Here is a 24,584-nt window from a genome sequence, read left to right on the forward strand (position 1 = left end):
GACGGCGCCGATGGCACGCATCCTCGATCTCTATTGCGCGGTGCTCAAGGGCGTCATCGCGCTCTGCCTTGCGGTCATGGTGGTGCTGGTGTTCGGCAACGTCGTGCTGCGCTACGGCTTCAATTCCGGGATTACGATCTCGGAGGAAATGTCGCGCTGGCTATTGGTGTGGTTGACCTTCCTCGGCGCCATCGTCGCCGTTCGCGAGCATAGCCACCTCGGCGTCGATTCCCTGGTCCGGATGCTGTCGCCGACGGGCAAGCGCATCTGCTTCATCATCAATTATTGCCTGATGCTGTTTGCGGATTGGCTGCTGCTGACCGGAAGCTGGCGCCAGACCATCATCAACCTCGACGACCGCGCGCCGGCAACCGGCCTGTCGCTCAGCATATTCTATTTCGCCGGCGTCGTGTTCGGCGTCTCGGCCGGCATCATGCTGCTCTACGATCTGTTCCGGGTCGTCTCCGGCCAGGCCAGCGAAGCCGACATGGTCGCGGTCCGGGAATCGGAGGAGCACTGATGACCATCGCGGTCTTTGCCCTCTCGTTGCTCGGCGCCATGGCGCTGGGCATGCCGATCGCGTTTGCGCTGATCATCTGCGGCGTCGCGTTGATGAGCACGATCAACATGTTCGATTCCCAGATCGTGGCGCAGAACATCATCAACGGCGCCGACAGCTTTCCGCTGATGGCGATCCCGTTCTTCATGCTGGCCGGCGAGCTGATGAACAAGGGTGGCCTCGCCAAGCGCATCGTAAAAGTCGCCCTCGTCGCCGTCGGCCATCTGCGCGGCGGGCTTGGCTATGTCACCATTCTGGCCTCGTGCATCCTGGCCTCGTTGTCCGGCTCGGCCGCGGCCGATGCCGCTGCGCTGGCCGCGCTGCTGGTGCCGATGATGGTGGCCGCGGGTCACAAGAAGCACTATGCGGCCGGGCTGGTCGCCGCCGGCGGCATCATCGCCCCGGTGATCCCGCCCAGCATCGGCTTTGTCATCTTTGGCGTCGCCGCCGGCGTCTCGATCTCCAAGCTGTTTCTCGCCGGCATCTTTCCCGGCATCATGCTGGGCGCCGGATTGTGCGTCGCCTGGTGGTGGGTGGTTCGCAAGGAAGACCTGACGCCGCCGCCGCGGGCGTCGTTCAGGGAAGTCGCCCACGCCGTGATCGACGGTTTCTGGGCGCTGATGCTGCCGGCCATCATCATCGTAGGCCTCCGCTTCGGCATCTTCACGCCGACCGAGGCGGCTGTGGTGGTCGCGGTCTATTCGCTGTTCGTGACGACCTGCATCTACCGGGAACTGAAATGGTCGCAGCTGTATGGCGTGTTCGTCTCGGCGGCCTTGACCACCAGCATCGTGATGTTCCTGGTCGCCGCGGCGCTGGTGTCGTCCTGGCTGATCACGGTATCGGAGATTTCGGCCCAGGTCGTCGATCTCCTGAAACCCTTCATGGGCAACAAGACGCTGCTGATGTTCGCGATCATGGTCGTCGTGGTCATCGTCGGCACCGCGCTCGACATGACGCCGACGATCCTGATCTTGACCCCGATCCTGATGCCGATCATCAAGGCGGCCGGCATTGATCCGGTCTATTTCGGGGTCCTGTTCATCATCAACAATGCCATCGGCCTGATCACGCCGCCCGTCGGTGTGGTATTGAACGTCGTCTGCGGTGTCAGCAAGATCAGCATGGAAGAGGTGATCAAGGGCGTCTGGCCGTTCCTGATCGCCCAGCTCGTCGTGATGTTTCTGATGGTGCTGTTCCCGGAATTGGTGACAATCCCGGCCAAATGGTTTGCCGGCTAGAACCCGGATAGTCGTAAAGGGGAGCCACGATGGCCACCAAGATCATGATCCTGAACGGACCCAATCTGAACTTCCTGGGAATTCGGGAGCCGCACATCTACGGCCCGACCACGCTTGGAGAGATCGAAGCGAGCTGTGAGGCGGTCGCAAAGGTTCTCGGGGTTACGATTTCGTTCCACCAGTCCAACCTCGAAGGCGAACTGGTCAACTGGATCCAGTCGGCGCACGGCAATTATGATGCGATCATCATGAACCCGGCGGCTTATTCTTTTACATCGATCGCGCTGATCGACGCGCTCAAGATCTTCGAAGGCCCGAAAATCGAGGTTCATATTTCCAATATTCATGCGCGGGACGAACTGCACCGGCATTCGATCACGTCGAGCGCATCCACCGCCGTGATTTGCGGTCTCGGCCCTTACGGCTATGTCGCGGCGATGCTGGCGGCCGTGCAAAAGCTGGGCAAGCTGCCGGACGCGGTTCCGGCACCGCTGCACGGCCTTAAGGGGAGATGAGGATGCGCGGCGCTGGTTTTCTGGCGGTCTGGAGCGACGTCGAGCCCGACCATCTGACCGACTACCGGCACTGGCTGACGCGCGAGCACACCACCGAACGGGTCACGACCAAGGGATTTCTTGGTGTCCGCGTGTTCCGCGCCGCGCGCGATGACACTAATCGCTTCTTCATTCTCTACGAACTGGAAGCCCCCGAAGTGCTCGACGGGCCCGCCTATCTGGCGCGGCTCAATGCGCCGACGCCGTGGTCACAGCGGACCATGCCCCGCTTGGGCAATTTCGTTCGCGGCGGCGGCGTCATGACGGCGCGCGCCGGCCGCGGCGAGGGATCGACCATCGCCGCGTTGCGCATCGAACGTCTGCCGGAGAACCCCCGGCAACTCGCTGATGCGCTGGTCGCGCTCGATGGCATTGCCGCGGTGCAGATCGGCGCCACCGATCTGGCGCGCACCTCGGTGCCGACGGTCGAGAAGGGCATGCGGAAAGACGAGGGGATTTTCGCGGGCCTCCTGATCATCGAGGCGCTTGACGAAGAAGCGCTTCGCGGCGCATTGCGTGAAGCGGCCAAACTGGCGCCTGGTCTCGGTGGCGCCGGCGAGCCGGAGGTCTACCAAGGCATGTTCGCACTCGACGCCCGTATCGCAGACAGAGAATAAATGCCGTCGTTCTCGCTCGCCGCGCTGACCGTCCTCGAACTGGCGCCGCCCGCGCTGATCGACGTCGCAGCTAGCTGCGGCTATGACGCCGTCGGAATCCGGCTGCTGCCCGCGATGCCCGGCGGCATCGCCTATCCGCTGGATGACGAAGCGAGCCTCAAGGAAACCCTCGCCCGGCTGGATGCAACGGGCATCACCGTGGCCGACCTCGAAGTGGTGGCGCTGCGGCCGGAAACCGAGATTGCCGCGTTCTCCACGTTTTTCGAAACCGGTGCCCGGCTCGGCGCCAGGCACATCCTGGTCGCGGCCTATGATCCCGATCTCGGCCGGTTCAGGGACACCTATGCGGCATTCTGTGAGGCCGCCGCGCCATACGGGCTGACCGCCGATCTCGAATTCATGCCCTGGACCTATGTCCCGGATCTGGCGACGGCCACCAGCATCGTCGCGCCGATGCGGCAGGCCAATGCCGGCATCCTGGTCGATGCCTTGCATTTTGACCGGTCGAAGAGTTCGTTCGCCGAACTTGGCGCCGTGCCCGCTCACCGGCTGCATTATTGGCAGCTATGCGACGGCCCGGCGGAGCGGCCCGCGACGAACGAGGAACTGATCCACGCTGCCCGCTATGAGCGGCTGTTTCCGGGTGACGGCGGCATTGACCTCATCTCGCTGACCCGCGCCATGCCCGCGGATATCACCATCAGCATAGAAGTCCCGACCGCCGAGCTTGCGAAGACGGTCGGGGCAAAGGATCGCGCCCAGCGCGCGCTCGATGCGGCGCGGAATCTGATAGCCCGATCCCGCGATGGCGCTTGATAAGGTCATTTGCGCCGATCGAACATGGGAGTATCTCTCAGGTTCATTTTCGGGATTGCTGCACATGATGACGCTGCGCCAGGTCGAGGTTATCAGGGCCGTGATGATCACGGGCACGATCGGCGGTGCGGCAAAACTGCTCAACGTGTCGGCGCCGGGCATCAGCCGGCTGGTGAAATATACCGAGCGCTCGCTCGGCATCCGCTTTTTCCAGCGCCAGAACGGACGCTATTTCCCGACCTCCGAAGCCCAGAACATTTTCGAGCAGATCAACGGCGTCTACAAGAAGGTCGACGATCTCACCGAAATCATTTCCAAGATCGGGCGCGGCACGCTGTCGGAACTGCGCATCGGCTCGGTGCCCAGCATCTCCCAGATCATGGTGCCGCGCGCGATCGAACGCATCCGGCGGCGCTATCCTGATCTGCGCATCGACATCAACATCCTCAAGATCGAGGAGGCGATCGACTATCTGTTGCTCGGCAAGGGCGATTGCGTCGCCATGAGTTATCGGCTCGATCATCCCGGCCTCGATTTCATGCCGCTGGCGTCAGGCGAATTGTTCTGCATCGTGCCGCAGGGACACGAGCTGGCGGGCCGCAAACAGGTCTCCGCCGCCGAAATCATCCGCTACCCCCTGATCGGCATCGACCCCAACGATCCCTATGGGCGCATCATGGCCGAGATCTTCGCGCGCAATAAATTGTCCTACGACATCACGATCCGGGCGCGGTTCGGCACCACCGTCTGCGCGCTGGTCAAGGCCGGGCTCGGGATTGCCGTCATCGATCAGTTCACCGTCGCGCATGGCGGCTATCCCGGCGTCGAGCTGCTTCGGATCGTCGAGCCGACGAGATTCGACACCTACATCGCGGTGAAGCGCGGCGCCTCGCTCTCGCTGCATGTCGAGCACTTCATCGAATGCCTGCGCTCGGAGATGCGTGCGCTCGAGCCCAGCCGGAAAAGCCCGGCAACGGCGGCATCACGAGCCCGCAGAAAATAACATCATGTTATGTTTGTGGAATAAATGGGTAATTGTGTTATCTGGCGAAGGCGGTATCGTTTGCGTGGTTTTGGTGCTCTAAGCCGCGCGATCCCGTGTTGATATGCGAGACATTAGCGACGTGTCCAAACGCCTGCCTTTGATCGGTCAAAAATTCCTCACCGGCCTGATCGGAGCCCCGATTGCGCATTCGGCGTCGCCGGCGATGCACGAAGAGGCGGCCGCTGCACTGGGTGTCCGTTGTCATTATCAATTGATCGAGGTCGCCGGCCAGAGCTCGGCCGAGCTGCGCACGTTGCTCGACAGCATCAAGCGCATCGGCTTTGCTGGGGTCAACGTGACGTTTCCCTACAAGGAAGCGGTAATCCCGCTGCTCGACGATTTGTCGCCAGCCGCGCGCGCGATCGGCGCCGTCAATACGGTGGTCGTGCGTGACAGAAGGCTGGTCGGATACAATACCGATGCCACCGGGTTCGAGCGGGCGGTCGGCAATCTGGTGAAGGCATCCGGGCATGGCCCCGTTGCCCTGATCGGCGCCGGCGGCGTCGGCAAGGCGATCGCACATGCGCTGGCGGCGCTCGGTGTCGCCGAACTCAGCATCTTCGATACCGACCGCGCCAAGGCCGAACAGATCGCGGCGCAGTTGCGCGGTCGCCAGCAGATCCGGATTGCGGCAACGGTGGAAGACGCGCTGCGCGGCGCCGTCGGCGTGGTCAACGGAACGCCGATCGGCATGCTGCCGGACCGCGGTACGCCGGTGCCCGACGCGCTGCTCCGTCGCGACGTCTGGGTGGCCGACGCGGTCTATTCGCCGCTATGGACGCCGCTCCTGACCGCGGCCAAAGCCAAGGGCGCTGAGATCATGACCGGGCGTGATCTCGCGATCCATCAGGCCGCGGACGCCTTCGAATTATTTACCGGAATGAAGCCGTCTATCGTCGAAATGGGAAATGCATTCGACGCCGTGATGGCAAGACGCTACGCTGCGACATCGGACGCGTAGCCGGTCACAAGGCGCGCGTCGACAAGATCAAAAGATCAAGACAAAAGGGGATGGAAATGAAATCAGGCATTCTGGCAGGTATCCTGCTCGCAACCATGGCGGCCGGTGTGGCGTTGGCGCAATCCGGCGCACCCATCAAGCTCGCCAATGTGGCCGAACTCTCCGGTGGTGGCGCCACCGTCGGCACCAATTGGAAAAACGGCATCGATCTTGCGATCGAGGAAGTCAACGCCAAGGGCGGCGTGCTCGGCCGCAAGCTGGAAGTCAGCCACGCCGATTCGCAGTCGAACCCCGGCGTCGCCCGCGCCCAGGTCCAGAAGGCACTCGACGGCGAGCCCTACGTGCTGCTCGGCCCCGGTTATTCCGGATCGGTCAAGGTCACCGCGCCGCTGGCGGCCGAAGCCGGCATCGCCCAGATCATGGGCGGCGAGGCTGCCGAGCTGACCCAAGGCGGCAACAAGTTTCTGTTCCGCACTTCGTTCGGCCAGCAATCCTCGATGCCGAAGGTCGCCAAATACATCAACGACGAGGTGAAGGCGAAATCGGTTGCGATCGTCTGGGTCAACAATGATTTCGGTCGCGGCGGCCGCGACGTCATCACCAAGGAATTCGCCAAGCTCGGCATCAAGGTCGCCGCCGATCTTTCCACCGAAGCAGGCCAGGCCGATTTCGCCGCCGACGTCAGCAAGATCAAGGCCGCCGCACCCGATGCGGTCTTCGTCTATCTGAACGAAGAGGAAAGCGCCCGCATCCTCAAAGAGCTGAAGCGCCAGGGCGTCACGGTGCCCCTGATCGGCGAAACCACGCTGGTCGGCCAGAAAGTGGTCGAACTCGCCGGCGACGCGGCGAACGGCGCGCGCGGCCATGTCGGCCTCACCACCGATGCCCCGGTCGATCTGATCAAGGCGTTCCGGGAAAAGTTCGTCAAGAAGTACAATTACGTGCCCGACCATAACGGCCTCAAGGGCTATCTGGCGATCTACATGATCAAGGCCACCACCGAGAAAATGGGCAAGGTCGATTCCAAGGCGTTCGCCGACAATTTGCACGGCCTCACCATCAAGGCGGCCAGCGAGCCCGGCATCCTGATGGACGCGACCTTCGATCAGAACGGCGATATCGACCGCCAGGGCTTCCTGGTCGAGATCGTCGACGGCAAGCAGGTCATCAAGCAGGTGCTGCCGAAGCTGAAGTGAGGTCGCGGCATCGTTCTTCGTCATTGCGAGCGAAGCGAAGCAATCCAGAATCGTGAGGTAAGGCTGGATTGCTTCGTCGCAAGGGCTCCTCGCAATGACGGTGGCGCGTTAGTCGATCTAAATTTATCATGGACTTTGAAGGTCAGACACCAGCATGTCCAATCTGCTTGATCTTCTGATAGCGGGGCTGGCGACAGGGGCGATCTATGCGATCGTTGCGGTCGGCTTCACGCTGCTGTGGCAGACGTCGCAGACCATCAACTTCGCGCAGGGCGAATTCGTCATGCTGCCGGCGTTCCTGATGCTGGCGGCGATGCATGCCGGCGCGCCGTTCTGGCTTGCCATCCTTATCGGCATGCTGCTGTCGATGCTGCTGCTCGGCCTCGGCTTCAAGATGCTGCTGGTCGATCCGATGCTTCGCCACGGCGTGCTGCCGCTGGCGATCGCGACCATGGCGCTGGCGATCGGTCTCAAGGAAGCGGTGAAGCAGTTCTTCAGCGCCGAAGCCTCGCCGTTTCCTTCGATTGTGCCTTCAGGCGATATTTCGATCCTCGGCCGCCAGGTCGCGCTGCAAAGCGTCGGCGTGCTCGCGCTCGCCATCGCCGCGGTGGTCGGGTTGACCGCGCTGTTGAACCGCACCTCCATCGGCCATCAGATGCAGGCCACCGCGCAGAATCCTGTCGTAGCCCGCATCATCGGCATTCCCGTCGAGCGCATGATCCTGCTGACGTTCCTGATCAACGCTTTTCTGGTGGCGCTGGCTTCGCTGCTGATCACGCCGATCTATCTCGCCAAATTCTCCAGCGGTGAAGTGCTGGGGCAGGCGGCGTTCATCGCGGCGATTGTCGGCGGGTTCAATCAGGTGCGCGGCGCGATCGCCGGCGGCCTGCTGATCGGCGTCGTCGACAATCTCGCCGCGGCCTATGTCTCGACGCAGTATCGCGCTGCGGTGCCGATGGTGCTTCTGATCCTGATCATCCTGCTGCGTCCGCAGGGACTGCTCGGTCGCGCCGAGGAGCGTACGGTATGAGCGTGCTCAAGCAATATTGGCGTGTCGCGCTCGGCATCGTGGTTATCGCGGCTCTGATCGTCGCGCCGATGTACCTCAATCGCTACGGTCTGTTCATCCTGAGCCAATGGGCTGTCATGACCATCGCCGCGATGGGGCTCAATCTGACGCTGGGCTATGCCGGACAGGTCTCGCTGGCGCAGGGCGCCTTCGTCGGCATCGGCGCCTACACCGCGGCGATCATGACCGCGAACGGAATGCCGCTGATCGCGGGACTCGGCGTCGCCATCGTGTTGTGCTTTGCGATCGGCTGGATCCTCGGCTATCCGGCGTTGCGGGTGCAGCATCATTACCTCGCCTTCGTGACGCTGGCGTTCTCTACGTTGGCCTTCCTGGTGTTCCGCAACGAGAGCTGGCTCACCAACGGCATCTACGGCATCAGCAACATTCCGCGCCCGGTGATCCTGGGATACCCGACCAACCGGCCGCTGCCGTTCTATTATGTCTGCCTGGGCTCGCTGGCGCTGGTATCGCTGGCGACCTGGTGGTTGATCCGCTCGCCCTGGGGCCGCGCCTTCGTGGCCTTGCGCGAAAACCCGGTGCGGGCGCTGTCGCTCGGCATCGATACACGGCGCTATACCTTGATGGCGTTCGCGATCGGCTCGGTGCTCGGCGGCGTTGCCGGCACGCTGTACGCGCCGCTGACGCAGTATATCGACCCCGTTCCGTTCAACCTCTCGCTCTCGCTCGATCTGTTGCTGATGGTGATTGTCGGCGGCTCCGGATTCTTCTTCGGCCCGTTCCTCGGCGCAATGATTGCGGTGCTGCTGCCGGAATGGCTGCGCGAGGTAACGCAGGGCTATTATCTGATGCTCTATGCGGTCGCCGTGATCCTGCTCTTGATCTATTCGCCGACCGGCATTTTGGGGATCATCGATCGCTATCTGACCGAGCGCCGCACCAGGGCGGCGTCCGCGCTGCGGGCCGTCGCAAAATCCGGGTTGGAGCCGGCGCCATGACCGCGGTCCTCGAAATCAGCAACATCAAGAAGAATTTTGGCGGCATCCATGCGGTCGACGGCGTCAGCTTCGACGTTCAGGAGGGTGAAATCCTCGGCCTGATCGGTCCCAACGGTTGCGGCAAATCCACCCTGTTCAATTGCATCCTCGGCCAGTTGCAGCCGAGCGCCGGCGAGGTGAAGGTCGATGGCAAGGTCGTCACCGGGTTTCGGCCGTCGGATCTGAATCGGCTCGGCGTCAGCCGCACCTTCCAATTGCTGCAGGTGTTTCCGAAATTGTCGGTGCGGGAAAACCTGATTCTCGCCGGTCAGGAACATCAGGGCAACATGCTGTCGCGGCTGCTGGGTCCATCGGATGCCGGTCTCAGCCAAGCGGCCGATCAGATGATCGAGTTCTTCAAGCTCGGCCATCTCGCCGGGGAACTGGCCGGCGGATTGTCCTATGGCCAGCAGAAGCTGCTCGATGCCGCGATGGCCTTCATGGGCGGACCCCGCCTGGTGCTGCTCGACGAGCCCGCCGGCGGCGTCAATCTCACCATGCTGGGCGATTTGAAGGCCCGGCTGGCCGAGATCAACCGCGAGAAGCGCGCCACCTTCGTCGTGATCGAGCACAACATGGAATTCGTGATGTCGCTGTGCTCGCGCGTGGTGGTGATGGCGGAAGGCAAGGTGCTGGCGATCGGCACGCCCGCCGAGATCCGCGCCAACAGCGCGGTTATCGACGCGTATCTCGGCCACTGAACCGGTGGGGAACAGACCGATGAGCGAACCCATCCTCGACGTTCAAGGCCTGGTCGGCGGTTACGGCAAGATGACCATCCTCAATGGCACCAGCTTTTCGGTCCCGGCGGGCACCATCACCACGGTGATCGGGCCGAACGGCGCCGGAAAATCCACCGTGTTCAAGGCGATCTTCGGCCTGCTGAAACTGCGCGAAGGAAAAGTTACGTTCAGGGGCCGCGACGTCACCGGCCTCAGCCAGCGCGAGCTCCTGACGTCGGGCATCTGCTACGTGCCGCAGGGCCGCAACATCTTCCCGGAACTGTCCGTGCGCCACAATATCGAACTCGGCGCGGTGGTCGCAGGACGCGATATCGCGGATCTGCCGGCGCGCATTGAAGCTGCGCTCGATCGATTCCCCATTCTGCGTCGGAGGGCAACCCAGCAAGCGTCCACGCTGTCGGGCGGCGAACAGAAGCAGCTCGAAATCGCGCGAGGTTTGTTGCTCAATCCGCAATTGATGCTGGTCGACGAGCCGTCGATCGGGCTTTCGCCGCTGATGATCCGGCAGACCTTTGGCATCCTGCAGGACCTGCGCGATCGCGGCGTTTCGATCCTGCTGATCGAGCAGAACGCGCGCTCGGCGCTCGAGATCTCCGATTACGGCATCGTGCTCGAACTCGGCCAGACCCGGCTCATCGACAGGGCCGACAAGGTGCTCAGCAATCCCCGCGTCGGCCAGTTGTTTCTGGGCGGCGCGATCGATCAGCCATCCGCATAGGCGACAACTACAGCAAAAATCACCGGGGGAGCGAAACGATGTCGATCATGACAGGCAAGCGTATCTGGGCGATCGTGTTGCTGGCGGTCTGCGGCCAGATAACACCGGCCTTGGCCCAGCAGTTGCCATGCGACGATAGCATCAAGACCGCTTTCAAACCCGACGCCGATACGACGGTTGTCGCGGTTCGTCAGGTCAAGAAGGGCGAGGAATTGCTGGCGCCCGACGCACCGAAGCCGGTGACGGCGGCCGCCGATCTGTGTCTGGTAAAACTGCTGGTGGGCCCCGGCGCCACCGCGGAAAAGGACAAGAGCGCACGCTCGTACTCCGAGGGCATCGGCATCGAGGTCTGGCTGCCGACGCCCTCCAACTGGAATGAGCGCATCCGCAATTATGGCGGCGGCGGATGGGTCGGCGGCGGGCATCGCTATGCCGACAAGATCGGCAGCAAGGTCCCGGCCATCGTCAACGCCAATATCGGCTATGCGTCGGGCACCACCGATGCCGGCCAGCCCTGGTACCAGGACGGCTCGTTCACGTTTCTCTCCGACGGCAAGCTCAATACCGAGTCGCTGCGCGATTTTTCCGTGCGTGCGATGGTGGAGCAGGCCAACAAGACCAAGGCGCTGGCCAGCCTCTATTACGGCAAGGCGCCCAAATACACTTATTATGACGGCCATTCCCAGGGCGGCCGGCAGGGCTTGAAGATTGCTCAGGAATATCCGGAGCTTTACGACGGCTACATGATCGGGCAGCCGGCGCTCAGCATCGCCAAGTTCGGGCCGTCCGGATTGTATGCGCAGATCGTGATGAAGACCGAGCTGGGCTTCACGTCGGTGGACAAGGACGCGGCGAAAGCTTTCGCCGTCAAGGTCGCCGCCGCCAACGCGCGCGCCGTCGCCGCCTGCGACACCGCCGGGCTCGGCTTCCTGCTCGATCCGTTTGCCTGCAACTACAATCCCGCGCGCGATCCCGCAGCTCTTTGTGCCGGTGCTGTCGGCGACGGCGTGACCGGCAGCCATCCCGATGCCGCGACTTGCTTGAGTGCGAAGGAGGCGATGGCGCTGAACCGGATCTGGTACGGCCCAACGCCGGATGGCAGTTTCGACGCCGCCCAGACGCCTGACAGCCGCAGCGGCAAGTCGCTCGGCCCCAAACAAATCTGGTGGGCGTTCACCCGGGGCACCGGCATCGGCACTCAGATCACCAGCGCCAGCGCCGACAGCGTGGCCCAGGCGATGCAGGACGTCAGCTATGCCGCCGACGCCAGTGCGACCGTCGCCATACCGATCCGTAACGGTTCGACAAATGTGCGCAACAAATGGCTCGAACTCGATTATGCCGGTTTGGCCGACGCGATCGGCAAGAACGTCGGGCTGCAGCCGACGCTGTTCAGCAACCTCATCACCGACAAGGCGGACCTTGCAAAACTGCGCGACCTCGGCCGCAAGGTGGTGGTGTGGACCGGCCTTGCCGATGACGCGATCCCGCCGGCCGGCAACGTCAATTATCATGAGCGCGTGCTGGCGGCGATGGGCGGCCATGCCGAGGTGGCGAAGTTCATGCGGATGTATCTGGTGCCGGGCGTGGCGCACAGTTCGCAGGGCCGCGCCTACACGGTCGGCGGCAAGAACGACACCGTGCCAATGCCGAAACTACCCGGGAATGCCAACCAGACCCCGGCGCGCGAGCAGGACCAGTTCTTCACCGCACTGGTCGATTGGGTCGAGAAGGGCATCGCACCCGACGAGATCACACTGACGTCGCGCGACAACAGCGTCAGCTATCCCATCTGCGTCTATCCGCTGAAAACGACATGGAATGGGATCGGGTCGGTGACGCAGGCCAAGAGCTTCGGCTGCCACTGACGCGCTGATTGCATTCCCGCAATCCGATCGTTCTCGCCGGCAAAAAATCACGTTGACAATCAGCACATCGTTATATAATAGCGAAGTTATATAATAGATGAGACATGCTTTGGTTCACCTCGACGCTGCCTTCTCCGCGCTTGCCGACCCGACCCGCCGGGCGATCCTGGCCCGTCTCGCCTTGGGCGAAGCAACCGTCATGGAACTGGTTGAGCCTTTCGAGCTGACGCAACCGGCGATCTCTCGCCACCTCAAGGTCCTCGAGGGGGCCGGACTGATCCTCCGCCGCGTCGATGGCACCAAGCGGCCATGCCGGCTCGCACCGGCGGCCGTGACTGAAATCGACCAGTGGCTTGCGATGCTGCGCGAAGCCCTGGCGAAAAATTACAACCGGCTGGACGACGTTCTGGCCGCCATGAAAACCGAGAAAGGCAATCCATGAGCAAGTTGACGCTGAAGACCGAAGGCGACAAGCACGTCGTTGTCACCCGCCGCTTCGATGCGCCGCCGGAGGCGGTCTACCGCGCGCACACCGAGCCGGCGCTACTCCAGAAATGGCTGCTCGGCCCGGACGGCTGGACGATGCCGGTTTGTGTCAGCGAAGCGCGGCCCGGCGGCCGGATCAGATTTGAATGGACGGACGGCAAGGGCGGTGGATTTCACCTGACAGGCGAGTATCTCGAGCTCGAGCCCTTCAGCCGCATCGTCCATGTCGAGCGCATGCATCTGCCCGATCCCACGCCGGACAACCGGGTCGAAACGACGTTCAAGCCGGACGGCGACGGCACGCTGTTCACGCTGCGGATGACGCTGCCCGATGCCGCGACGCGCGAAGCCATGCTGGCGACCGGAATGGAGCACGGCATGGAAGCGAGCTATGCGCGGCTCGATGCGATGGACAACCTGGTCAGTCCGTAACGCAGGGCCGGTCCCGCTCCTTCGACAGCGTGATGGCGAAGCGCGGCTATGATACCTGATAGGGCATCGGGAATATCAGCCGGAAGCGATCGACCATGAGCGAGCCACCAACGGCAACAGCCGGGCGGACCCACGAAATGCTGGGCCTGCTCGGCTTTCTCTTGGTTGCCACCGCGCAGGTCTCCAACATGATCCTGGCGCGCGGTGTGGCCGGCAGCGTGCCGCCGTTCTCGATCGCGTTCTTCCGCTGGAGCATCGTGGCGCTCGGCCTGCTGCCGGTCGTCGTGATGGCGCTGCGCGAGAAGCCCGCCGCGTTGCGCGGGCAGTGGCCGGGCGTCGCGCTGGCCGGCTTCCTCGGCATGTTCATCTGCGGCGGCCCGGTCTATGTCGCCGGGATCACCACGTCGGCGATCAACCTCGCGCTGATCATGGCGCTGTCGCCGATCGTCGTGCTGCTGTTTTCCTTCGCCACCGGCCGGGAATCCATCGCCCGGCGGCAGATCATCGGCATGGCGGTCGCGCTCGCCGGGGCGCTCTTGATCATCACCAAGGGACAGGCCTCGGTCGGGACCGGCTTGTCGACCGGCGATTTGCTGGCGCTGCTCGCGATGCTGGGCTGGGCCGGATACACCCTGATGCAAAATCGCGTCGGCCAAGGCGTCAGCTTCCTGGCGCGGATCGGCCTGTTCGCGGCCGCCGGCGCGCTGTTCTCGCTGCCGTTTGCGGTCCACGAAATCTGGCAGGCGCCGTCAGCCGCATTCACCGGCCGCGCCGCGCTCGTGTATTTATTCGCAGGCCTCGTCCCCGGGCTGTTCGCCTATGCGGCTTACGCCTTTCTCGGAGCGCGCTTCGGCGCGGTATCGACCTCGCTGAGCCTCTATCTCGGTCCGGTCGTCAGTGCGGTGCTGTCGATCATCTTTCTTGGCGAGGCACCGACCATGATCCATCTGATCGGCGGCGCGCTGTCGCTTGGCGGCATGTATTTGTGCCTGCGGACCAAGCCAGGCGAGGCGCGATAGCACGCTGCCGGGTTAACGGTTGAGCAGCCCCGCTTTCAGAACATGGCTGGGAACTGCGGAACCGCCGGGCTTTGGCATTGCCCGCCAAAATGCTACAAACCGCCGGCAATGACCCTGGCAAAACCCACCTTTCCCGCACCCGGCCACGATCACGGCCGCTGCGCCGCGGATGCGATCGCGCATGCCGAGCAGGTTTGCGCCAGACGGGCGCAGAAATTCACCCCGATCCGGCGTCAGGTGCTGCAGGCGCTGCTGTCCAGCCACCGTCCGCTCGGCGCCTATGAGGTGATCGACGAACTCGCCAAGACGATGCCGCGGCCGGCGCCGATCACGGTCTATCGCGCGCTGGATTTCCTGATGGAGAACGGCCTCGTCCACCGTATCGAAAGCCGCAACGCCTTTCTGGCCTGCGCGCACGACCATGACGAAACCTCGATGGTGGCGTTCCTGATCTGCGACCATTGCGGCTCGGTCGGTGAAATTCCCGCGGCCCCCGTCGCGCAGAGTCTCAATGCGGCGGCGCGCGCCACAGGCTTTGCACCCAAGCTTTCCGTCGTTGAGATTGCCGGCACCTGCGCGCATTGTCAGAAAGCTCTTTAGATAAGGGCATGATCCTTATCCGAAAACCGGAATCCCACTTTTCAGGGATCATGCCAAAACCAACACGGCGCCAAGCCGGCCACGAGGATAAATGTCACCCAATCCTGTGATCTCTGCCGCCGGGCGTGCGCTCACCCCGGGCGCTATCGCCTTGATGCTGATGCTGTGCCTGAGCTGGGGGTTCAACCAGATCGCGGTGAAGCTGGTGTTGCCGGAGGTGCCGCCGATGCTGCAGGCGCTGGCCCGCTCGCTTGGCGCGTTGCCGGTATTGCTGATCATCGGCTGGTTTCGCGGCGTCAAATTCTTCGAGCGCGACGGCACGCTGTGGCCCGGATTGATTGCGGGCATGATCTTCGGCATTGAGTTCGTGCTGATCTATCGCGGCCTGCTGCTGACGTCGGCGTCGCGCGCGGCGGTGTTTCTCTACACCGCGCCGTTCTTTGTCGCGCTCGGCTCCTATGTCTTTCTCGGCGAGCGGCTGCGCGCCTCGCAATGGGGCGGGCTCGCCCTCAGTTTCGCCGGTGTGGCGCTGGCGATCGGCGTGCCCCAGGCAAATGTCGACGCCAAGGTGTTGATCGGTGATCTCTTGATCGTCGCCGGCGGTTCGCTGTGGGCGGCCACGACGCTGATCGTCAAGGCGACCGCGCTGATCAAGGCGCCGGCGGAAAAGGGGCTCGGCTATCAGGTGGCCGTCTCGATCCCGATTCTGGCGTTTGCGGCGTGGATTTCGGGCGAGACCATCACGCATATCCCCGGGCCGCTGTCGCTGGCGCTACTGGCCTACCAGGCGTTCTGGGTGGTCGGCCTGACGTTCCTGTTGTGGTTCGCACTGGTGAAGACCTATTCGGCCAGCAAGCTATCGGCCTTCACCTTCATCACGCCGTTGTTCGGCGTGGTGGCCGCGTATTTCATGCTGCACGACACGCTGACGATAGCGTTCGGTGTCGCGGCGCTGCTGGTGATCGCGGGACTCTATCTCGTCAACCGCCCGGAAGCGGCGCGGGCGGCAGTGGCGCCGGATCCGAATGTGTGAGGGTTTGTGAACTGGCAGCTACAATAAAAGCTGTCATCGCCCGGCTTGACCGGGCGATCCAGTACGCCGCGGCCTATCGCTTCTATCGCTGGCTTCTCTGGAATACTGGGTCGCCCGGTCAAGCCGGGCGATGACAGCGGTATGTGTGTGCGAGCAGTGCACTCACTCCGATGAAATTGCTAATCCGTCTCGATCGGCAGCGACTCGTCCTTCGCCCACTCTCCCATCGAGGCGTCATAGAGGGTGAGGTTGTCGTAGCCGAGCCGGTGCAGCAGGAACAGATCGACCGTGGCCGAGATGCCGCCGCCGCAATAGGCGATCACCTGCTTGTCCTTGCGCAGGCCCTGGGTCGCGAATTTCGCCTCGGCGTCCGCAAGCAGCACGAAGGTTCGCGTCGACGGATCGAGCAGCGTGGCGGCTGAAACGTTGCAACTGCCGGGAATGCGGCCCGGCCGGCCATAGCGGCTTGGCTCCAGGCCCCGGTGGAATTGCGGGCCGAGCGCATTGACGACGACGGCGCTGTGATCCCTGATAGCGGCGAGCACCTCGTCCTTGCCGACGAAAAAGCCGGGTCGCGGTTTTGCCCTGAAGGTCGCGGGTGGATATCCTTTTGCCGGCCCGGTTTCGATCTCGCGCTGCTCCGCCTTCCATTTGTCGAAGCAGCCATCGAGCACCGCGGCATTGTCAAAGCCGAGCGATCTCAGCATCCACCAGAACCGCGTCGCCCACATCGGCGTGCCGATCGAATAGAGCACGACGCGGCTGTTGGCGTCGACGCCGTGCCGCCCGAACGCCGCCTCGAGCTGTGCGATATCGGGCATCATGAAGCGAAGGCCAGTACTGGAATCGGAGAATTCGCCCTGCAGGTCGAGAAAGTCCGCGCCGGGAATATGGCCGGCCGCGAAGGTCTGGTCGCCGGGCACCGCAATATAGGGAACCCCGCTGCCGTCGGGCGCCGGTTCCAGGTAGGTCGTGCAATCGAACAGCCGCAGGTTGGGCCTATCGAGTATGCCAGCGAGTTCCACCGTGCTGATGAGCTCCGACATTGCAACCTCCCGTTATTTTGAACGATGCTAGGGGTTGCAACGTCAGAAGAAAAGGCGGGCCCGCCTGGCGTATCCCGCCCTTTCAATCCGGCGATTCCTGTCCAATATAGCGGGAGAGGGTGGCCCGGGCGCCGACGTCGGGCCTCCAACCGCAATGACCCATACAAGTCATTGAAAACATAGAGATAAAATTCAAATTCGGATGCGGCCGCTCGGCCCGTCGCCGTCCCCTTGGTGAATGTCACCAAAACCTGATATTCGAGACGCCATGAACAAGCCCGAAAAACCGCCGCAAGACGACATCGCCGGCCCCAGCGCCCGGCACAAAACCACCCAGGTCATGGTCGGCAATGTCGCCGTCGGCGGGGGTGCGCCGATCGTCGTGCAGTCGATGACCAACACCGACACCGCCGATATCGACGGGACCATCGCCCAGGTCGCCGCCCTGTCGCGCGCCGGCTCGGAAATGGTCCGCATCACGGTGGACCGCGAAGAAGCCGCCGCCGCCGTTCCGCACATCCGCGACGGCCTGCGCAAGCGCGGCATCACCACGCCTTTGATCGGCGACTTCCATTACATCGGCCACAAGCTGCTGGCGGATTATCCGGCCTGCGCCGAGGCGCTCGACAAATACCGCATCAATCCCGGCAATGTCGGCTTCAAGAACAAGCGCGACACCCAGTTTGCCGACATCATCGAGATCGCCAACAAGAACGACAAGCCGGTCCGCATCGGCGCCAATTGGGGTTCGCTCGACCAGGAACTGCTCACCAAGCTGATGGACGAGAACACCGCCTTGCCGAACCCGCGCGATGCGCGCGCGGTGATGCGTGAAGCGATGGTGCAGTCGGCGCTCTTGTCGGCGGCCCGCGCGCAAGAACTCGGCATGCCCAAGAACAGGATGATTCTGTCGGCGAAGGTTTCCGCCGTGCAGGATCTGATCGCGGTTTACGAGGTGCTCGCGGAGCGCTCGGATTACGCGATCCATCTCGGCCTCACCGAAGCCGGCATGGGATCGAAGGGCATCGTGGCCTCGTCCGCGGCGCTCGGCATCCTCTTGCAGGAAGGCATCGGCGACACCATCCGGATTTCGCTGACGCCCGAACCCGGCGGCGATCGCACCCTCGAAGTGCAAGTCGCGCAGGAACTGCTGCAGACCATGGGCTTCCGCACCTTCGTGCCGCTGGTCGCCGCGTGTCCCGGCTGCGGCCGCACCACCTCGACCACGTTCCAGGAACTGGCGCGCTCGATCCAGGATTTCATCCGCGAGGAAATGCCGGGCTGGAAGACGCAGTATCCCGGCGTCGAAGCCCTGAACGTCGCGGTCATGGGCTGCATCGTCAACGGCCCCGGCGAATCCAAGCACGCCAATATCGGCATCTCCTTGCCCGGCACCGGCGAAGCCCCGGCCGCCCCGGTGTTCGTCGACGGCAAGAAGTTCCGCACGTTGCGCGGCCCGAGCATCGCGGCCGACTTCAAGGCGCTGGTGATCGATTACATCGATCAGCGTTATGGCGCGGGCGCGAAGGCGCCGGTGACAGCGGCGGAGTAGGCTTCTCCACACGTCGTCCCCGCGAACGCGGGGACCCATAACCACAGGGCCTCGTGGTTATGCCCGGGCTGTCGCTCCAGCTTTCACAAATACGTGCTCCTGTGGTTATGGGTCCCGGCTCAAGGCCGGGACGACACCTATTGCATTGCGCTCGGCATCGCCTGGGCTACGATGACTCCCAATCAATAATGATCGGGAGAAACACTCCATGAGCTCACTCTCCAGCAAGCAGGGACCGCGCTACCGGCACGTCGCCGGCGAGAGCGAACGCTATGAGACGATCGGCGTCGAGAAGCTGACGCCGATCATCGGTGCGGAGATTTCGGGTGTCGATCTTTCAAGCTCGCTGTCGAACCGGACGATGGACGAAATCCATCGCGCGCTCGCCGAAAACCTCGTGATCTTCTTTCGCGACCAGCACATCACCCCGCAGCAGCATCTCGCCTTCGGCCGCCAGTTCGGCGAACTGCACATCCATCCCGCCGCGCCCCATGAAGGCGAAGACCCGGCGTTGATGAAGATCTACGCCGACAAGGATTCGCCGCGCGCCAATGGCGAGGGCTGGCACACCGATGTGTCCTGCGACGTCGAACCGCCGATGGGCTCGATCCTCTACATCAAGCAGTGCCCGCCGCGCGGCGGCGATACGCTGTTCGCCAACATGTACGCGGCCTATGAATCGCTGTCGGACCGGATGAAGGCCTATCTCGACGGGCTCACCGCGCTGCATGACGGCGAGCAGACCTATCGCGGGCTCTACGCCAATTACGGCGTCAAAGACCGGCCGGAATATCCGCGCGCCGAACACCCCGTCGTGCGCACGCATCCGGTGACGGGCAAGAAGGCGCTCTACGTCAACCGCGGTTTTACGCGCTTTCTCATCGGCGTTCCCCGCGACGAGAGCGACGCGATGCTCGCCTATCTCTACCAGCACGCGGAAAATCCGCTGTTCCAGTGCCGCTTCCGCTGGACCGAGAACGCCATCGCGTTCTGGGACAACCGCTGCGCCCAGCACCGCGCGATGTGGGATTACTGGCCGCACACAAGGTCAGGCACGCGCGTGACGGTGAAGGGCGAGCGGCCGATCTAAACGACTGGCGACGAGGAGTCCTCTATCCCCGTCATTGCGAGCGGAGCGAAGCAATCCATAGCGCCGCAAGCAGAGGCATGGATTGCTTCGCTCCGCTCGCAATGACGACGTTGAAAACGTTGACGCTCCGCGCGACCTGCGCCAATCTTCACCAAAACCAAAACAATCCGGAGGTCACGCCATGCTCCGCGCCGAAGACAACGCCTTCCTGACCGAAAGCGGTGCGGGAACCGGAATGGGCGAATTGCTGCGCCGGTTCTGGATGCCGGTGCTGCTGTCGAAAGAACTGCCTGAGGCCGATGGCACCCCGAAGAAGATCGTCGTGATGGGCGAGGAACTGCTGGCGTTCCGCGACAGCAGAGGCGTGGTCGGTGTCATCGATCAATATTGCCCGCACCGCGGCGCCAATCTCTGGCTCGGCCGCAACGAGGAATGCGGCATCCGCTGCGTCTATCACGGCTGGAAGTTCGACACCGACGGCAACTGCGTCGACATGCCGACCTCCTATCCCGATCTGAATGCAAAAGACCTGATCAGGATCAAATCCTATCCGGTGCGCGAATGGGGCGAGATGATCTGGGCCTATATGGGCCCGGCCGGCCAGATGCCGGAACTGCCGGCGCTGGAAATGGCGCTGGTGCCGGCCTCGCACCGCTATGTCACCAAGAAATGGCAGGACTGCAACTGGGTGCAGGCGCTGGAAGGCTCGATCGACACCGCGCATTTCACCTTCGCGCATCTGAGCTTCGAGAAGGAAGAGAACGAGATCCTCGACATCAAGAAGCACTTTGTGAATCCGCTGACGCGGGTCGCGACCGATCACATGCGCTGGATCGCCGAGGACCCGCGGCCGGTGATCAAGATCAGCCCGCACGAGGCTGGTCTGACCGTCGCCGGCGGCCGGCTCACCGGCTCCGACAACATCTACTGGCGCATCGCCCAGTTCCTGATGCCGGTGCATGCCTATGCGCCAAGCTCGATGCCGGGCGAGAACATTTTTGGCCAGAGCTTTGTACCGGTGACCGACACCAGTTGCTGGATCTACACCTATGCGTGGAATCCGGAGCGGCCGCTGACGCAAGGAGAGCGCGACGGCTACGACCGTGGCAACGGCGTGATGTCGGAGGTCGACGAGAATTACATTCCGCTGCGCAACAAGGCCAACGACTATCTGATCGATCGCAAGCTGCAAAAGACCAAAAGCTACACCGGCATCAAGGGCGTCTCCGAACAGGACGCCGCGGTGCAGGACAGCCAGGGCCCGATCGCCGACCGCACCCGTGAACATCTCGGCCCGACGGATCTCGGCATCATGCATTTTCGAAAACTGGTGATGGACGCCGCCCGCGCCCTGCAGCAGGGCGAAGCGCCGCCCCACGTCAGGCATCAGGATCGCTACACCATACGGTCCGGCGCCTGCGTGACCAGCAAGGCCAAAGACCTCGCCGCCGTGATGATCGAGCGTTTTGGTGACGCGGCGGGGTTTGTCGGTGGCCCCGGACGGAATGTAGCGGCGGAGTAATCTGTCGTCCCTGCGGAAAGCAGGGACCCTGTTGAAAAAGGAAGACAACACTCAGCGTGCATAAACAATGACCGCCGGTGGCTATGGGTCCCGGCTCAAGGCCGGGACGACGATGGAGAGAGTAGGACGCAAACTATCACTGCTGTCATTGCGAGCGCAGCGAAGCAATCCATGTCACGGCATAACGGATTGATGGATTGTTTCGTCGCGGAGCCTGTCATCGGGCGCGCATTCGCGCGACCCGGTGGCTCCTCGCAATGACGAAAGTTAAAGCGGAATCCGCCGATACTCCCGATTGCTCAAACTCGCTTCTTCCAGATCGAGGTCGCGCTCGATCCGGCGCCGCGTCTCGTCGGTGATCTTGCCGTCGCGCAGCAGGGCGTGGATGAATTTGCGCTCCTTCGCAATCAATTCGCGTGTCAGTTCGATGCCGGCTGTCGAGGCGTCCTCGCCGCCGGGATCGAGCGCACCGGGCAGCTGGTTGGTGCGGGATTCGTGCCTCGCGCGCAGCAGCTTGACGACTTCGTCGGTCAATTCGCGGTCGTTGGTGATGGCGTCGAGCGATTTCAGCGCGGCAGCGAGTGCCTCGCGCCGCGCCGCGATTTCGGATTCGTGCTCGGCGATGTGTTCGTCGCGGCCGGCCCGCGCCACCCCGAGCCATCGCACCACCGCCGGCAGGCTGAGCCCCAACCCGATCAGCGTGATGAAGATGACGCCGAAGGCAACGAACAGGATCAGGTCGCGATGGGGAAACGCATCGCCGCCGGGCAGCGCGAGCGGCAGCGCCAGTGCCGCGGCCAGCGACACCGCGCCGCGCACGCCGGTGAAGGCGACCACGAATGTGATGCGCCAGGATGGCGGCGGATCGCGCTCGCGCAGGCGCCTGCTCATCAGCCGCGGCAGGTAGGTCGCGGGATAGACCCAGGCGAAACGCGCCACGATGATGATGCCGGCGACCAGCGCGGTGGCGATCAGGATGTCGTCGAGCGGAAACGCCTTCGACTTCTCGTAGAGCGAGCGCATCTGGAAGCCGGTGAGCAGAAACAGAAAGCCCTCGATCAGGTAGATCACGAGGTCCCAGAAGAAGATGCCCTGCAGGCGGGTCGCCGACGAGATCAGCAGCGGCCCGTTCCAGCTCATGTAAAGCCCGCAGGCGACGGTGGCGATCACGCCGGAGCCGCCGAAATGGTGGGGAACCCAGAACGCGAGGTAGGGCGTGATCAACGACAGCGTGATCTCGACCTGCGGGTCGCGCGCGCGGTGGCGCATGCGCAGGCTGAGCCAGCCCACCGCGAGGCCGAACAGCAGTTCGCTGACGACGATGGCGGCGAACGTGCCGGTGGCCTTCGGCAGCGAGAACATGCCGGTCGTGATCGCCGCCACCGCGAAGCGATAGAGGATCAGCGCGGTCGCATCGTTGACCAGGCCCTCGCCCTCGAGCACGACGAGGATCCGGCGCGGCAAGCCAAGCTTGCGGGCAATCGCCAGCGGCGCCACCACGTCGGGCGGTGCGACGATGGCGCCCAGCAGGAAGCCGACGGTCCACGGCAGCCCGATCAGATAATGCGTCGCCGCGGCGACCGCGAAGGCGGTAAAGATCACGCAGCCGACCGCCAGCAGGACGATCGGGCGGAGGTTGGATTTGAAATCGCGCCAGCTCATGGCGACGCTGGCCGAATAGATCAGCGGCGGCAGCACTACCAGCAGCACCAGTTCGGGCGGCAGTTCGATCGAGGGCATGCCCGGCACGAAGGCGAGTACGATGCCGGCGAGCATCATCAGGATAGCCGGCGCCAGGCTGATACGCCGGGCCAGCAGCGCGGTGCCGGCCAGCACCGCGAGCAGGATTAGAAAGATCTGAAACTTGGCCTCCATGATCGTCCCAATTCGCAGGGAAACCCTCGCGCGTCAATCCGGTCGGATGGACCCGCGGACGGAACGCGATCGTGCTTCGCTGAAAATCGGAGCGCAGGCTACTCGCGCAGATCAGTGCAGTAGGACTTCGAGACGATCTGCCAGCCGCCCGCGAGCTGCATCGCCACCAGATAGTCGGTGAAATACATCGGCGGCAACTGGCAGCGCACCTTGATGAAGGCGGTGGACTCGTCCGAGCGGTCGACCGTGACGATAAAGTCCTCGCGCGGCTTGCCCTCCGCCTTGGCCGACGGCCGCTTGCGGAAGTAATCCAGCCAGTCGGGCATGCTGATGACCTTCAGCCTGCCCCGCTCCAGCGAGCGCAAATCGGCGGAGGGATGAAAGATCGCGCCAAGCTTGTCGACGTCGCCTTCATGGACGGCGTCGAAATAATGCTGGATCACGGCCTCGAGGGTCGAGCGGTCATAGTTCACGGAGCGGTCCTCACATGCAGGCTCGCGCAGCGCGCAGCCATCATTCACGCAGATCGTAGCGGTAGGACTTCGAAACGATCTTCCAGCCGTCGGCGAGCTTCATCGCTACCAGATAGTCGGTGAAATAACGCGGCGGCAATTGGCAGCGCACCTTGATGAAGGCGGTGGATTCGTCCGAGCGGTCGATCGTGACGATGAAATCCTCGCGCGGCTTGCCTTCCGCCTTGGCCGACGGCCGCTTGCGCACGCGGTCGAGCCAGTCCGGCACGGTCAGCACCTGCAGTTCGCCCTTCTCCACCCAGCGCAAATCGGCGGTAGGATCGAAGATGGCGCCGAGCTTGTCGGCATTGCCTTCATACAGGCCGTCGAAATAATCCTGGACGACGGCTTCGACGCTCGATCGGTTCTCGCTCACAATAGTCCTCCCCAAAAGATGCCGGATTGTTCGAGTTCAAGTAAGCCACGAACAGATGAATTGCGCTATGGGTGAGTTCAAGATCGCCGCAGGGAATGAATTGATGACGGGTTCAGCAAATTCGAATGCTCGCATTCTGGCCGGAGAATGCTTCTGTGGCGCGGTGCGCTACGCCGTGGATGATTCATTCGAATATGCCCTCAATTGCCATTGTTCGAATTGCCGGCGGACCACCGGTTCGGCATTCAAGCCGTTTGCCGGCATCGCGCGCGACAGGCTCAGCATCGCCAGCGGTGACGACAATGTGATGATCCATGGCGACGATGCCGGCCATGACGCGCACTGCCGGCGGTGCGGCTCCTTGCTCTATTCGGTGGTACGCGATGGCGCGTTCGTCCATGTCGCGATGGGGACGCTGGTCGACGCTCCCGCGATCCGCCCGACCGCCCACATCTTCGTGGGTTCCAAGGCGCCCTGGTTCTCCATCACCGACGATTTGCCGCAGTACCAGGCCCACCTTGTCTCGCGCTGAAGGCGCGGAATCGGCGTAGCTATTGGCGGTCGGAGGAACCCGGCGTAAAGCATGATCGGCAACGGGCAAACCTGGGGCCTGGTTGCCGGACTAACCAGACTAACGAGACTAAAATGGCGGCGCG

At 63.2% G+C, this 24,584-nt stretch carries 26 protein-coding genes; 22 read left to right on the forward strand and 4 right to left on the reverse strand.

Going from position 1 to position 24,584, the window contains the following annotated elements:
• Nucleotides 1-10 precede the first annotated feature (10 nt).
• The 18 genes from ACSQ84_RS21795 (at nucleotide 11) to ACSQ84_RS21880 (ending at nucleotide 15,955) form a co-directional block, all read left to right on the forward strand.
• Nucleotides 11-520, forward strand: a complete 510-nt coding sequence (locus ACSQ84_RS21795; protein WP_436213764.1) for a TRAP transporter small permease — start codon at nucleotides 11-13, stop codon at nucleotides 518-520.
• Nucleotides 520-1,800: a TRAP transporter large permease gene (locus tag ACSQ84_RS21800; protein ID WP_436213765.1), complete on the forward strand. Its 1,281-nt coding sequence runs from the start codon at nucleotides 520-522 to the stop codon at nucleotides 1,798-1,800. Before ACSQ84_RS21795 ends, ACSQ84_RS21800 begins: the two co-directional genes overlap by 1 nt.
• A gap of 29 nt (nucleotides 1,801-1,829) precedes the next feature.
• Nucleotides 1,830-2,315 (forward strand): type II 3-dehydroquinate dehydratase, encoded by a 486-nt coding sequence (gene aroQ, locus ACSQ84_RS21805; protein WP_436213766.1) that lies wholly within the window; start codon nucleotides 1,830-1,832, stop codon nucleotides 2,313-2,315.
• A gap of 2 nt (nucleotides 2,316-2,317) precedes the next feature.
• Complete coding sequence (locus tag ACSQ84_RS21810) at nucleotides 2,318-2,971, forward strand: hypothetical protein (RefSeq protein ID WP_436213767.1); 654 nt, start codon at nucleotides 2,318-2,320, stop codon at nucleotides 2,969-2,971.
• Nucleotides 2,972-3,787: a sugar phosphate isomerase/epimerase family protein gene (locus ACSQ84_RS21815; protein ID WP_436213768.1), complete on the forward strand. Its 816-nt coding sequence runs from the start codon at nucleotides 2,972-2,974 to the stop codon at nucleotides 3,785-3,787.
• Between the two features lie 64 nt (nucleotides 3,788-3,851).
• The gene (locus tag ACSQ84_RS21820) at nucleotides 3,852-4,790 is read left to right on the forward strand and encodes a LysR family transcriptional regulator (RefSeq protein WP_436213769.1); all 939 of its coding nucleotides are present in this window, start codon (nucleotides 3,852-3,854) and stop codon (nucleotides 4,788-4,790) included.
• 121 nt (nucleotides 4,791-4,911) lie between these two features.
• Complete coding sequence (locus ACSQ84_RS21825; protein ID WP_436213770.1) at nucleotides 4,912-5,793, forward strand: shikimate dehydrogenase; 882 nt, start codon at nucleotides 4,912-4,914, stop codon at nucleotides 5,791-5,793.
• A gap of 56 nt (nucleotides 5,794-5,849) precedes the next feature.
• Complete coding sequence (locus ACSQ84_RS21830) at nucleotides 5,850-6,989, forward strand: ABC transporter substrate-binding protein (RefSeq protein ID WP_436213771.1); 1,140 nt, start codon at nucleotides 5,850-5,852, stop codon at nucleotides 6,987-6,989.
• A 154-nt stretch (nucleotides 6,990-7,143) separates the two neighbouring features.
• Nucleotides 7,144-8,019 (forward strand): branched-chain amino acid ABC transporter permease, encoded by an 876-nt coding sequence (locus ACSQ84_RS21835; RefSeq protein WP_436213772.1) that lies wholly within the window; start codon nucleotides 7,144-7,146, stop codon nucleotides 8,017-8,019.
• The gene (locus tag ACSQ84_RS21840; protein WP_436213773.1) at nucleotides 8,016-9,017 is read left to right on the forward strand and encodes a branched-chain amino acid ABC transporter permease; all 1,002 of its coding nucleotides are present in this window, start codon (nucleotides 8,016-8,018) and stop codon (nucleotides 9,015-9,017) included. Before ACSQ84_RS21835 ends, ACSQ84_RS21840 begins: the two co-directional genes overlap by 4 nt.
• On the forward strand, nucleotides 9,014-9,757 hold the full coding sequence (locus ACSQ84_RS21845) for an ABC transporter ATP-binding protein (RefSeq protein ID WP_436213774.1): 744 nt from the start codon (nucleotides 9,014-9,016) through the stop codon (nucleotides 9,755-9,757). Before ACSQ84_RS21840 ends, ACSQ84_RS21845 begins: the two co-directional genes overlap by 4 nt.
• A gap of 19 nt (nucleotides 9,758-9,776) precedes the next feature.
• Nucleotides 9,777-10,517: an ABC transporter ATP-binding protein gene (locus ACSQ84_RS21850; protein ID WP_436213775.1), complete on the forward strand. Its 741-nt coding sequence runs from the start codon at nucleotides 9,777-9,779 to the stop codon at nucleotides 10,515-10,517.
• A 38-nt stretch (nucleotides 10,518-10,555) separates the two neighbouring features.
• Nucleotides 10,556-12,385: a tannase/feruloyl esterase family alpha/beta hydrolase gene (locus ACSQ84_RS21855; protein WP_436213776.1), complete on the forward strand. Its 1,830-nt coding sequence runs from the start codon at nucleotides 10,556-10,558 to the stop codon at nucleotides 12,383-12,385.
• A 109-nt stretch (nucleotides 12,386-12,494) separates the two neighbouring features.
• A complete protein-coding gene (locus ACSQ84_RS21860; RefSeq protein WP_436213777.1) occupies nucleotides 12,495-12,827 on the forward strand; it encodes an ArsR/SmtB family transcription factor in 333 nt (110 codons plus the stop codon).
• Complete coding sequence (locus ACSQ84_RS21865; protein ID WP_436213778.1) at nucleotides 12,824-13,303, forward strand: SRPBCC domain-containing protein; 480 nt, start codon at nucleotides 12,824-12,826, stop codon at nucleotides 13,301-13,303. The genes ACSQ84_RS21860 and ACSQ84_RS21865 overlap by 4 nt, the downstream gene beginning before the upstream one ends.
• A 95-nt stretch (nucleotides 13,304-13,398) precedes the next feature.
• A complete protein-coding gene (locus ACSQ84_RS21870) occupies nucleotides 13,399-14,322 on the forward strand; it encodes a DMT family transporter (RefSeq protein WP_436213779.1) in 924 nt (307 codons plus the stop codon).
• A 108-nt stretch (nucleotides 14,323-14,430) separates the two neighbouring features.
• A complete protein-coding gene (locus ACSQ84_RS21875; protein ID WP_436213780.1) occupies nucleotides 14,431-14,922 on the forward strand; it encodes a Fur family transcriptional regulator in 492 nt (163 codons plus the stop codon).
• A gap of 91 nt (nucleotides 14,923-15,013) precedes the next feature.
• The gene (locus tag ACSQ84_RS21880) at nucleotides 15,014-15,955 is read left to right on the forward strand and encodes a DMT family transporter (RefSeq protein ID WP_436213781.1); all 942 of its coding nucleotides are present in this window, start codon (nucleotides 15,014-15,016) and stop codon (nucleotides 15,953-15,955) included.
• A 179-nt stretch (nucleotides 15,956-16,134) separates the two neighbouring features.
• On the opposite strand, the gene ACSQ84_RS21885 is transcribed toward ACSQ84_RS21880, so the two are convergent.
• The gene (locus ACSQ84_RS21885) at nucleotides 16,135-17,001 is read right to left on the reverse strand and encodes a sulfurtransferase (protein WP_436213782.1); all 867 of its coding nucleotides are present in this window, start codon (nucleotides 16,999-17,001) and stop codon (nucleotides 16,135-16,137) included.
• A 268-nt stretch (nucleotides 17,002-17,269) separates the two neighbouring features.
• On the opposite strand from ACSQ84_RS21885, the gene ispG reads away from it, so the two are divergent.
• From ispG to ACSQ84_RS21900, 3 genes are all read left to right on the forward strand, one after another.
• A complete protein-coding gene (ispG, locus tag ACSQ84_RS21890; protein WP_436213783.1) occupies nucleotides 17,270-18,553 on the forward strand; it encodes a flavodoxin-dependent (E)-4-hydroxy-3-methylbut-2-enyl-diphosphate synthase in 1,284 nt (427 codons plus the stop codon).
• Nucleotides 18,554-18,761: 208 nt separating this feature from the next.
• A complete protein-coding gene (locus ACSQ84_RS21895; protein ID WP_436213784.1) occupies nucleotides 18,762-19,643 on the forward strand; it encodes a TauD/TfdA dioxygenase family protein in 882 nt (293 codons plus the stop codon).
• 181 nt (nucleotides 19,644-19,824) lie between these two features.
• Nucleotides 19,825-21,165: a Rieske 2Fe-2S domain-containing protein gene (locus ACSQ84_RS21900; RefSeq protein ID WP_436213785.1), complete on the forward strand. Its 1,341-nt coding sequence runs from the start codon at nucleotides 19,825-19,827 to the stop codon at nucleotides 21,163-21,165.
• A 267-nt stretch (nucleotides 21,166-21,432) separates the two neighbouring features.
• Here ACSQ84_RS21900 and ACSQ84_RS21905 read toward each other — a convergent pair whose 3' ends face one another.
• From ACSQ84_RS21905 to ACSQ84_RS21915, 3 genes are all read right to left on the reverse strand, one after another.
• Nucleotides 21,433-23,040 (reverse strand): Na+/H+ antiporter, encoded by a 1,608-nt coding sequence (locus tag ACSQ84_RS21905; RefSeq protein WP_436213786.1) that lies wholly within the window; start codon nucleotides 23,038-23,040, stop codon nucleotides 21,433-21,435.
• A gap of 98 nt (nucleotides 23,041-23,138) precedes the next feature.
• The gene (locus tag ACSQ84_RS21910; protein ID WP_436213787.1) at nucleotides 23,139-23,513 is read right to left on the reverse strand and encodes a nuclear transport factor 2 family protein; all 375 of its coding nucleotides are present in this window, start codon (nucleotides 23,511-23,513) and stop codon (nucleotides 23,139-23,141) included.
• Nucleotides 23,514-23,553: 40 nt separating this feature from the next.
• Complete coding sequence (locus ACSQ84_RS21915; RefSeq protein WP_436213788.1) at nucleotides 23,554-23,928, reverse strand: nuclear transport factor 2 family protein; 375 nt, start codon at nucleotides 23,926-23,928, stop codon at nucleotides 23,554-23,556.
• 103 nt (nucleotides 23,929-24,031) lie between these two features.
• On the opposite strand from ACSQ84_RS21915, the gene ACSQ84_RS21920 reads away from it, so the two are divergent.
• Nucleotides 24,032-24,460 carry a GFA family protein gene (locus ACSQ84_RS21920; RefSeq protein WP_436213789.1) on the forward strand — a complete coding sequence of 143 codons (429 nt, stop codon included), beginning with the start codon at nucleotides 24,032-24,034 and terminating at the stop codon, nucleotides 24,458-24,460.
• Nucleotides 24,461-24,584: the final 124 nt, after the last annotated feature.

It is taken from the genome of Bradyrhizobium sp. LjRoot220, from assembly GCF_964252915.1.
Lineage (GTDB): Bacteria > Pseudomonadota > Alphaproteobacteria > Rhizobiales > Xanthobacteraceae > Bradyrhizobium.